The organism is Streptomyces sp. SID4985 (assembly GCF_009863025.1).
In the GTDB taxonomy this organism is placed as follows: domain Bacteria; phylum Actinomycetota; class Actinomycetes; order Streptomycetales; family Streptomycetaceae; genus Streptomyces.
Genome location: NZ_WWIR01000644.1, coordinates 18433 through 29482 on the forward strand (window position 1 = coordinate 18433; position 11050 = coordinate 29482).

The window sequence follows — 11050 nt, forward strand, 5'->3', positions numbered from 1 at the left end:
ACCTCGGTTGTCCGCCGGATGTGATCCGGCAGCCGACGCTCGAACAACTGCGGACCATGCTGGAAGTGCTCGATCCCGCACTGGCCCGGTGCGCGCTGTACGGGTTGTTGGCGGGAGACCTGAGCAAACTTCCCGCGGTGGGTATGGCCCACAAGTACGCGAACATCCTGTGGCCGGCCGCGGAGTCACTGCCGCCCTCCGACCCCGCCGAGACGCTGAGGAGAGTTGTGACAGCAGCAGAGCGCCGGGGGCCGGGTGCCCCGGTCGACGTCGTCGAACGTTCTTCGGGCGACGACGGACGCTCTTCGGGTGAAGGCATACGGCCCGATGCACACGAGGAGCGCCTGGCAGACGCCTCCTCGGAGGGTAGCGAGGAGCCGCACGGCGAGCTGGCTGAGCTCAAGCAGGTCGGCGCGCGCCTGACCACACTGCTCCGGGCCGCCGCGGACGCGGTGGAGAACGGTCGGCGCCCGGCCGCGACCGGCGATGTCGTCGACACACTGACGGGATGGGTCGTACTCCGCGAGCGCATCGCGGACCGCTGCGCGGACGCGGGCGTCGACTGGCCGGACGAGTCCGACTACGCGTGGCTGGCAGCCGAACAGCTCCGGCTGGAGAAGGCCCGGGCCGACCTCGCCTCGTTGCGTGAACGGGCCGATTCGTACGACACCCTTATCGGCGCGACTGTGGATGCGGACGAGACGGCGACTCTCAGCATGCTGCGCGACCGGGTGCATGCCCAGATCGACGAGCTCATGACCGCTCTGGGCAAGGGCGCGTACTCCGTGACGACCGTTGTCGGTGACCGTGCCTCTGTCACGACACCAGCCGGGGAAGACTCCCATTCGGACGCTGACAGTACGGCCCCGGCGGACGATGACACCACCGGTCTGATACCGGACGCGGAGGTGCGGCCGGGCGTCGGGCGCGTGGACGATGTTCCGGCACTGCGGCGGGGCGACGCGCCGACGCCGGACCAGCCGGAATCGCCGTCTGCCGAGAACCAGCCGGAGCAGGGGGCGCCCACCGTGGCCCAGCCCTCCGCGGCCACTCCGGAAGCGCCGGTCGAGGTCGAGTCGGCGGAGGACGGCGCGGCTCGCGCGGAGACGCCGACGGTGACGCCCGACGCGCCCGCGCAGGTCGCTTCCGCCCCGTTCGCCGTTGACACCGAGCCGGGAGACACGTCAACGGCGCCCGTCGAGCTTCCCGTTGCCCTCGACCTGGCCACCGCCACGAACACCGACGGCCACACGGAGGAAAGCGGCCTCGATGGTCCGGACGCGGAACTCACCGGAGCCCGGGACACGGATGCCGCGGGCACCGTCCAGGAACAGCCCCAGGAATTCCGTACCGTCCACTCCTCGTCCTCCGACGCGAACTCGGAGGACGAGCCGTGGCCCGCGGCAGTCGTCGACGCCGACTGGGACGTGCGTGCCCCGTGGGACTCGGGACAGGAACCGCCCGTCGCGCGACTGGTGGCTGCCGGACGCCTCGCCGAGGCCTACTGGATGACGGCGGCCTCGGCCGAGCCCGACATCCGGGCCCGCGCTCTTGCTTTCGCCGCCGCCGCGTTCGGCTGCGTGACTGAGTCGGAAGCCACGGACGTCCAGATCCTGCACGACCTGGACCCCGCCCGGCTCGCCCAGGACAGGGACGCCCACCTGACGGCCCTCGTCGCGGCCCTCCGCGCCGGGCTGACCGCTTGCTGGCCGCACACGCTGGTCAGCGACTTCACGGCACCGGCCGGCCTGGCGGCGCCCTGGCAGGAACTGCTCACGGTCCTGGTCGCCGCGGTCCGCAACGGGCGGTCGTTCGACCCGGGCGCCCAGCACGCCGACGACAGCCAGGAGCACGATCTCCGAGAGGAGCTCGGCTCGCAGGCACAGCAACTGCTCGACAGTCTCTCCCGCAGGAAGACCAAGTACCAGCGCGCAACTCGAGTCCTTCAGTACCTCGTCGGTCCGATGGGCGAACTCGGCGTGGCCCTGGGCGATGTCATCCAATGGGTGGCCGGTGGCGAGCTGCCTGCCGTCGGCTTCCGCCCCCGGGCGGAGGAACTGCGGGATCATGACTACGTGGACCGCCTGATCGAACAGACCGACAGTCGGTTCCGCACGCCCAAGCAGGCCAAGGAACCGATCACCGCAGGCGCGTTGCGCCAGTTGCACGCCGCCTGCCGGTCGGTGTCGGACGTCCTCGTGAAGGCGGACGCGGTCGCCGCGAGCCTGATGCGGCCGACCGGCCTCGGCCAATCGGGCATACCGGACCTTGCTGCGGCACGCCGTGACCTGCGCCACGTGACCCCGCCGCCGGGCGTGGGCGGCGCGGCGCTGCTGCTGCTCCTGCACTGGCTGGAGGGCAGTACCCCGCCCTTGTCGGCGCCCGAGGACCGTCCGGACGGCGACGGCGAGAGTACGACGCCCTCGGCCGACTGCCTGCTTGCCCTGCCCGAACTGCCGCGTGACGACTCGGGCCTGCCCGACCTGCACGACACCCGCACCGCCCGCCGCATGGCGGCGCTCATGGCCGATCCGGACGCCGAACAGGCTTTGCGCCGCTACCTCACCCGTGGCGACCTGCACCTCGCACGAGCCCTGGTGGACTCCGTAAGGCAGGACGCGAGTGTCTACGGTGCCGTGGATGCCGACTGGGCGGAGAGCGCGGAGCGTCGTCTGCAACAGGCTCAGGAGAACTGGCGGGCGACGGTACGGCGCCGTCACACGAAGGCCGCGGGGCTGCTCGCGCAGATGCGTACCCTCAACCTGCTGGCTCCCGACCAGGAACGTCTGTTCACAGGCCGACTCCAGGAGTTCGCCCACGGCGAGGACCTCGGCCGGTACCGGTACGCGGTCGCGCGGCTCGACGAACTCGGCCAAGAGCTGTCCCAGCTCGTACAGCGTTCGACGCGTCGGCAGCTCCAAGAACTGGAGCAGCTGAGGCTCGCCCCGGGACGCCCGCTCGGTCAGGCGGAGTACGACCGTATCGCCAAGCTGATCACCGAGGGCGACACTGTCACGGCCGAGGAATTCCTGGCCCTTGCACGCGGCGGCAGGCCGCTGCCCGAGCGTCCCGAGGACGACGACGCCGAACTCGCCGACTTCATAGGGGACCTGGCCGGTCCGGGTGTCCCTCAGCCGGGCGGTGACGGAGTCGATGCCGACTGGTGGGCGCACGCCTACGGTCCGGACGTCCAGTTGACGGAGGCGGCCGAACTCGGCCTGAAGTCCTGGAAGGCCCTGTGCACCCGGCACGGACGCAACAGTGAGTGGCAGCAGCATCTGCCCCGTGTGTTGAGGCTGTTGGGCCTGGAACCGCACGGTCAGCCGGTCGTGGAGACGCGGACGCAGGGCGTGCGCCGGTTCAAGGTGCGGGCGCGAGTCGCCGAGCGCACCGGTTACGTCGCGGCGCTCGGATCCCAGGCCACGTCGTACACCATCCAGCTCATCTGGGAGGAGCAGCGGGCGAATGGTCCGCTGGCCCATCTGGAGGACGCCGACGTCGACGCCAACCTGGTGCTCTACCTGCACCCCCTGGGCATCGACGGGCGTCGTCGGCTGGCCGACGCCTCGCGGTCGGGGGCTCAGCCGGCCTTGGTCGTCGACCCTGCGGTCGTCGGGTGGATGGCGGCCCGCGCGCCGGGCAGCTTCCGTGCCATGCAGCGGGTCACCTTGCCCTGGGCCGCGTACAACCCGTACACGCCGTTCGTGGCGGGCCTTGTGCCCGCGGAGGTCTTCTACGGCCGTGACGAGGAGATGCGCGAGGTCATGGACCCGCGCGGGGGACTGTTCCTGTACGGCGGCCGCCAGCTCGGCAAGTCCGCGCTGCTGCGCAGAGTCGCGAAGATCTTTCCCCGGCGCTCCGACGACTACGTCGCCGTCTACCTCGACCTGTTGAAGGCGGAGATCGGTCAGGCCGAGGCCCCCGACAAGATCTGGAGCATGCTCGCCGACGAGCTCAAGCGGCGGGGCGTCTTCGGTAACCGACGCGTCGAACAGGCCGGGCCAGACCTGATCGTACGCCGCCTCGGCGAGTGGCTGGACGAGGACGAGTCGCGCCGCTTGCTGGTCCTCGCGGACGAGGCGGACGCGTTCCTGACCGCGGATTCGCGCCGGACGTTCAAGGTGGGCGGTGAGTCGACCTTCCCGAACGTCAAACGCTTCCAGCAGCTCATGGAGCACTCGGACCGGCGTTTCAAGATTGTTTTCGCCGGTCTGCACCAGGTGCAGCGCTTCGGCGCCCTGTCCAATGTCTCCACCGCCCACGGCGGCCCGGACGTGCTGGTGGGGCCGCTGAAGCAACAGGCCGCGCTCAAACTGGTCACCGAGCCCATGGCTGCGCTGGGTTACGTCTTCGAGCGCCCCGAGCTGGTCTGGCGCATCCTCGCCATCACCAACTACCAGGCGAACCTCGTTCAGATCTTCTGCAGCGAGCTCGTCCGGACACTGCACTCGCGACCGTATGTGATCACCGGCCGGGCCATGGCTATCACCGACGGGGACGTGCAGGAGGTGGCGGCGTCCGAGACGCTCCGACGCAGGATCGCGGAACGGCTGCGCTTCACGATCAACCTGGAAGACCGCTACCGGGTCCTCGCGCTCGTCATAGCGCTGCGCAGCCTTGAAGACAGTTATCGCGGCGGCTACAGCGCCAAGGAGCTGCTGGACCTCGCACGGGACGCGTGGCCGGCGGGCTTCGAGGAATGCGGCGTCCAGCAGGCCGAGATCTATCTCACCGAGATGGTCGGCCTCGGCCTGCTGATCCGGCTGGGCGACCGGGCGGGCTTCGCCGTACGCAGCCCGAACGTGGTGAACATGCTCGGCACGCGCGAGGAGTTGGAACTCGAACTGCACGAGACCGAGTTCGGCCTGCCCTACGACTACAACCCTCGAGCCGCGAGGCGTGTCCTCGGCAGGGACAGCAGCACCGGCGTCCAACGCTACAGTCCCCTCACCGAGGGCCAGCTCCACGAGGCGGCCCAGCCCGGTGTCTCGGTGGTCCCGACGACGGAACTTCATCAACCGGAACTGGTGCTGCGAGCCGTCGCCGCGTTCGCCGAGGGGCGCGGGGTGAGGGTTGTCCGTGCTGACGGAGCCGACGTGCGGCCCGCGCTGACGGACGCAGTGTCCCGTCCGCGCACGGCGCACGTCGTCCTCGTTGATCTGCGCGGGGTGCCCGTCGACGGCCTCGGGGAACAGCTTCGGCTGGCCGTCGAACATGCCGGGCCTCCTGCCGACAAGCACGTGCCTCAGAGCGAAGGTCGCAAGGAGAAGCAGACTCGGTCCGTGCTCGTGGTCGCCGACGCTGAGGCTGTGGGTGTTCTGCGTGCCGCCGACGAGGGCCGGCGTCTGCGGGTGCGGATCCTGAAGCCGCTGCGCTGGACGGCGGATTCCCTGCGGGCCTGGCCGGAGTGTCCCTTCGTCTCTGGTGAGGACCGTCGGCGTCTGACCGCGGCGACCTCCGGCTGGCCGCGCTGGACGGAGACCGCGGTCGCCGATGTGTCGCTGCGCGGGGCCACGCTCGACGATGCCCTCGAGCACATCCGCACGGTCACGACCAAGCCCACGAATGTCGCGGAACACCTGAGACTCTCCGGCCTCACCGAACAGGACCTCGCACTGCTGGAGATGTGGACCGCGTACGTCGAGGAGGGCCAAGGCGTTCCCGTCGACGACGTTGAGGCTGCGACCGGGCTGTCGGCCCGGGAGGCGGCGGACTGGCTGGCCCACCTGGACAGACTCGGCGTTCTCGACGAGGCTGGCGACGGCCTGGCGGTCGACCCCGTCACGTTCCGGGCGCTGCGGGCACGGGTCACGGGGACTTCGTGACGGCGGAGCAGGGCGACGGAAGTCTCCTCAGCCTGCCCGGTGTCCGACGGCAACTCGACTCGATGGCCGCCGACCTGGCTGCCGGCCTCAACTGCCTCTGGCTGCTGCCCGATCATCTGGTCGACACGGGGCATGCCGAGGAGCTGTACCGCGCGGCCCTCCACTCGGCGCCGGACCGCCTGGACATACGGCCACCGGAGGTTCTACCGGTCCCCGCTCCGCGGAGGCCGGAAGCGGGCGAGGCCGGACCCAGGGCGTCGTTGGACGACGGGGAGCGGGCGTGGGGCAGGGGCGTCGAGGAGGTCTGGGAAGGGGACGACGCCTGGGACAGCCTGCCGGACCTCGATTTCGACGACGGCTTCGACATCGGCTGGACCGAGGCCGCCCCGGTCCCGGCCCGGTCACTCCCGCTCGAGCACGCCATGCCGGAGCTCTTCGAGCGCCTGGGCAAGGAACTGGCGGTGAGCCCCACCGAGGTGATCGAGCGGCTCGCGGTCCGCGGCAGCCGCTGGCGGCCCGTCGTCGGCCTGCGCGCATGGTGCGAAACGGAGGAGACGGCCTCTGAGCCAGCGGGTGCCCCAGCCTCGGGCAGAGGCAGCGCGATCGAACGGCTCTTGCGCTCCTTGACCGCCGCGGTGAAGGAGGCGGGTCTGTCTCCTCAGGAGCGTCCTCGGCTGCTCATCGTCGCCCGTCTCCGAGACCTCCCGGTGTCGCTGGTCAACGAACTGGACCGGGACATCGCCACGACAGCCGTTCACTGGTGGTGGGGCACGGTGGGACGACTGGACACTGCCCTGGTTGTCGAGGCCGCCAAGCCCCCTACTTCCAGTGGCACGCTGGAACGCCGGATCCTCATGACCGTGCGAGAGGAGACGATCGCTGAACTCGCCTCCTTCGATCTGGTGCTCGCCCGGCGGCTGACCATGGAGTGGGACGGCACCACCCACCGCTTGGACGCCGTGCTGCGCTCCTGCGTCGACAGCCTGCCGACGGCCGATGCCCGTGCCTGCCCGGAAGTCTCGTTCGGGAGGGGCACGCCACGGCGGCCCGGGTCCTCGCTGCGACAAGCCTGGGCCCGGGGCGTCGTGCAGTCGTGGGAAGGGCGACTACGGCATCACCCGGCCCGCTGGTATGCCATAGGCGCACAGGGCGAGCCGCCGGAGTTGTCCGTCGCCGTGGGACAGGCCCAACAGCGGGTGGTGCTGCCATGGATCGAGGATGCCCGGGAACAGCTTGCACGATTGGGCCTCGGGTACGCCACGCGGCCCCTTGGCGTCGTGGTGGCCGACTTCAGCGCACGGCCTCCCGCGGACCTGGGAAACTGCGCCCAGCAGGCGTTTCTCGAATTGGAGGTCGGCTCGCTTCTCGCGGCATACCACGGAGACGGCATCGCCTTCCCCGCGGAGGAACTCAAGCTGCTCAAGCTGCTCGTCAAGGCCAGAAACATCCTCTCGCACCGTGGAGCACTGCGTGATTACACGCTCCGTGCACTCTGTGACGAGCTGACCTCGGCACACCGGCGGTGGGCGAAACTGTAGAGATCCGACAGGCACACACCCGAGCCACTGTCGGTGCCCGCTTGCCCTCCCACGCGGCCCGACCGATAGGTTTTCGGTGAAGCCGCCTGTCCGACGGACGTCGATTCGTCCGGGCGGATTGTCGGAACGCTGCAGACCGCTAATCGAAAGGGTGATCCGTTGAGCCGCTCGGTTCTCGTCACCGGAGGCAACCGGGGCATCGGCCTCGCCATCGCCCGCGCTTTCGCCGACGCCGGCGACAAGGTCGCGATCACGTACCGCTCGGGCGAGCCCCCGGCGGGCTTCCTCGCCGTCAAGTGCGACATCACCGACGCCGAGCAGGTCGAGCAGGCGTACAAGGAGATCGAGGAGCAGCACGGCCCGGTCGAGGTCCTCGTCGCCAACGCGGGCGTGACCAAGGACCAGCTCCTGATGCGCATGTCCGAGGAGGACTTCACCTCGGTCGTCGACACCAACCTGACCGGCACCTTCCGCGTCGTGAAGCGCGCCAACCGCGGGATGCTGCGCGCCAAGAAGGGCCGCGTCGTCCTGATCTCCTCGGTGGTCGGTCTGCTGGGCTCGGCCGGGCAGGCGAACTACGCCGCCTCCAAGGCCGCCATGGTCGGCTTCGCGCGCTCCCTCGCCCGTGAGCTGGGCTCGCGCAACATCACCTTCAACGTCGTCGCCCCCGGCTTCGTCGACACCGACATGACCAAGGCGCTCACCGACGAGCAGCGCAAGGGCATCGTGTCGCAGGTGCCGCTCGGCCGCTACGCGCAGCCGGAGGAGGTCGCCGCCGCCGTGCGCTTCCTCGCCTCGGACGACGCCTCGTACATCACTGGAGCCGTCATCCCCGTTGACGGCGGACTGGGAATGGGTCACTGATCACCATGAGCGGAATTCTCGAGGGCAAGCGCATCCTGGTCACGGGTGTGCTGATGGAGTCCTCCATCGCCTTCCACGTCGCCAAGCTCGCGCAGGAGCAGGGTGCCGAGATCATCCTGACCGCCTTCCCGCGGCCCACGCTGACCGAGCGCATCGCCAAGAAGCTGCCGAAGCCCGCCAAGGTCATCGAGCTGGACGTCACCAACGAGGAGCACCTCGCGCGCCTGGCCGACGTGGTCGGCGAGGAGCTGGGCGGCCTGGACGGCATCGTCCACTCCATCGGCTTCGCCCCGCAGGACGCGCTCGGCGGCAACTTCCTGAACACGCCGTTCGAGTCGGTCGCCACCGCCATGCACGTCTCCGCCTTCTCCCTGAAGGCGCTGACCATGGCCTGCCTGCCGCTGATGCAGAACGGCGGCTCGGTCGTCGGCCTCACCTTCGACGCGCAGTACGCCTGGCCGCAGTACGACTGGATGGGCCCGGCCAAGGCCGCCCTGGAGGCCACCAGCCGCTACATGGCGCGCGACCTGGGCAAGCAGAACATCCGCTGCAACCTCATCTCCGCGGGCCCGATCGGCTCCATGGCCGCGAAGTCCATCCCGGGCTTCTCGGACCTCGCCGCCGTGTGGGACACCCGCTCCCCGCTGGAGTGGGACCTCAAGGACCCCGAGCCGGCCGGCAAGGGCGTCGTCGCCCTGCTGAGCGACTGGTTCCCGAAGACCACCGGCGAGATCATCCACGTCGACGGCGGTCTGCACGCGATCGGCGCCTGAGCCGTACCTGTGCCTGCGAGGCCCGCGTCCCGGAAGGGGTGCGGGCCTCGTCCCGTAGGGGAGCGGTCCGGTGCGCCGCAGGGTCCGTCACTCGTGAGAGGTACGCCGGTCCACCCGAGCCGCGTCACTCGTTCGGCTCACCTGCCGGGCCGTACCGGCGCCTGCACCGCACGCTCGAAGCAGGCGTTGTCCCGCCCGCCCCTCCGCAGCCCGGCCGAGGAGGTTCCCTTGTGCGCCTGTCCCGCAGCCTGGCCCCGGTGACCGCGGCCCTGGCCCTCGTCCTGTCCCTGCCCTTCGACGCGCTCGCGCCCGCGCGCGCGGACGACTCCGCGCCCGCCCCCACCTTCGGCGCCGCCTGCCGCACCTCCGTCGAGGGCTCGCACGTGGTCGCCTACTGCCACAACCCCTACGTGGACACCGACCGGGTCCGCCTGCACATCGAGTGCGCCCGCTGGTGGGACATCGACACCGACAGCGCGCCCGTGGACACCGACGCGGCCATGACGGTCAAGCTGACCGGCCGCTGCTGGAAGGAGATCCGTTCGGTGTGGATCAGCCACCAGAAGGTGCGCTGAACCGGCCCGCGCGGCACAGGAACGGATAGCTGGCGGCCTCCATGGCGGCCATGTCCGCGTCGCCCGCGCGGATCGCGTCCACCAGGCGGGCGTGGTCCATGTGCGTCTCGGGGGTCAGCCCGTCACTCACGTCGGCGCGCAGCCAGTCGCGCAGCACCTCGCCGAGGTCGGCGTACATCGCCGTCATGACGTCGTTGTGCGAGGCCGCCACCACCGCCAGGTGGAAGGTCGCGTCGGCCGCCACGAACGCCTCCGCCTCCCCGGTCTCCCACGCCTCCTCGCGCTTGGTCAGGAGCGCGTCGAGCTGCTTGAGGTCCTTCTCGGTGCGCCGCTCGGCCGCCATCCGCGCCGCCGCCGACTCCAGCGTGGACCGCAGCTCCGCGATGTGCCGGGGGTCGGCGTCGGCGAACCTGCGGTGCATGACACCGGCCAGCTCGCTCGTCGCCACGACGTACGTACCGGAGCCCTGGCGGATGTCCAGCAGACCGTTGTGCGCGAGCGCGCGGACGGCCTCGCGGACGGTGTTGCGGGCGACGCCCAGCTGCTCGACCAGCTCCGGCTCGGTGGGGATGCGCGAGCCGACCGGCCACTCGCCGGAGGCGATCTGATTCCGCAACTCGGCGATGACCTGCTCGGACAGCGCCGAACGTCGGGGGTGACTCAGGGGCATGGCACACCTTCGCACGCGAACGCGGGGTGCGGCCGCTCCGGGGATGGACAACCAATCATCCCATGATTCTATGATGGGCCACATGGCGAGTGAAGAAACCGGGACCGTGGCGGCCCGCACGGAAGAGCCGCGCACCACGCGCGGTACGGACGGACAGACCACGTCATCCCCGCGCGCGTGGATGACACGACTGCTGGTCGTCGGCATCGTCCTGTCCGCGCTGAACCTGCGCCCGGCCATCACGAGCCTCGGCGCCCTCCTGGAGGAGGTCCGCGACGGGCTCGGCATGAGCGGCAGCGTGGCGGGCCTGCTGACCTCCGTCCCCCCGCTGTGCTTCGCGGTCTTCGGCGCCACCGCGCCCCGCCTCGCCCGCCGCTTCGGCCTGGGCGCCGTGGTCTGCGCGGGCATGACCGCCATCACCGCGGGGCTCCTGATACGCCCCTACGTCGGCAGCACCCCCGGCTTCCTCGCCGCCAGCGCGCTGGCCCTCATGGGCATCGCCGTCAGCAACGTCCTGATGCCGGTCATCGTCAAGCGCTGGTTCCCGGACCGCGTGGGCTCCATGACGGGCCTGTACTCCATGGCGCTCGCCGCGGGCACGGCGGTGGCCGCGGCGGTCGCCGTCCCGCTGGCCCACGCCCTCGGCGGCTGGCAGCCGGGCCTCGCGATCTGGGCGGCACTGGCGGGATCGGCGATCCTGCCGTGGCTGCCGCTGCTGAGGGACCCCTCCGGGGGAGGCAGGGGCCGGGGCGCGGACAGCCGGACCCGCTCCGGCACCGCAGGCGAGCCCACGGCACGGCCCGGA

General features: G+C 70.7%; 7 protein-coding genes. 6 read left to right on the forward strand and 1 reads right to left on the reverse strand.

Annotated elements, in window-relative coordinates:
• Nucleotides 1-227 precede the first annotated feature (227 nt).
• The 5 genes from GTW40_RS27755 to GTW40_RS27775 all read left to right on the forward strand — a co-directional run bounded on the left by GTW40_RS27755 (nucleotide 228) and on the right by GTW40_RS27775 (nucleotide 9575).
• On the forward strand, nucleotides 228-5825 hold the full coding sequence (locus tag GTW40_RS27755) for a hypothetical protein (RefSeq protein ID WP_161182881.1): 5598 nt from the start codon (nucleotides 228-230) through the stop codon (nucleotides 5823-5825).
• Nucleotides 5822-7363, forward strand: coding sequence for a hypothetical protein (locus GTW40_RS27760; protein ID WP_161182882.1), 1542 nt, complete (start codon nucleotides 5822-5824; stop codon nucleotides 7361-7363). Before GTW40_RS27755 ends, GTW40_RS27760 begins: the two co-directional genes overlap by 4 nt.
• Before the next feature lie 159 nt (nucleotides 7364-7522).
• Nucleotides 7523-8227: a 3-oxoacyl-[acyl-carrier-protein] reductase gene (gene fabG / locus GTW40_RS27765; protein WP_161182883.1), complete on the forward strand. Its 705-nt coding sequence runs from the start codon at nucleotides 7523-7525 to the stop codon at nucleotides 8225-8227.
• Between the two features lie 5 nt (nucleotides 8228-8232).
• On the forward strand, nucleotides 8233-9000 hold the full coding sequence (gene fabI / locus GTW40_RS27770) for an enoyl-ACP reductase FabI (protein WP_161182884.1): 768 nt from the start codon (nucleotides 8233-8235) through the stop codon (nucleotides 8998-9000).
• A gap of 230 nt (nucleotides 9001-9230) precedes the next feature.
• A complete protein-coding gene (locus tag GTW40_RS27775) occupies nucleotides 9231-9575 on the forward strand; it encodes a hypothetical protein (protein WP_161182885.1) in 345 nt (114 codons plus the stop codon).
• Here GTW40_RS27775 and GTW40_RS27780 read toward each other — a convergent pair.
• The gene (locus tag GTW40_RS27780; RefSeq protein ID WP_161182886.1) at nucleotides 9553-10245 is read right to left on the reverse strand and encodes a FadR/GntR family transcriptional regulator; all 693 of its coding nucleotides are present in this window, start codon (nucleotides 10243-10245) and stop codon (nucleotides 9553-9555) included. The two genes, GTW40_RS27775 and GTW40_RS27780, sit on opposite strands and share 23 nt — an antisense overlap.
• Nucleotides 10246-10327: 82 nt before the next feature.
• On the opposite strand from GTW40_RS27780, the gene GTW40_RS27785 reads away from it, so the two are divergent.
• Nucleotides 10328-11050, forward strand: a 723-nt coding sequence (locus GTW40_RS27785; protein ID WP_237525754.1) for an MFS transporter, incomplete at its 3' end; no start/stop codon positions are given.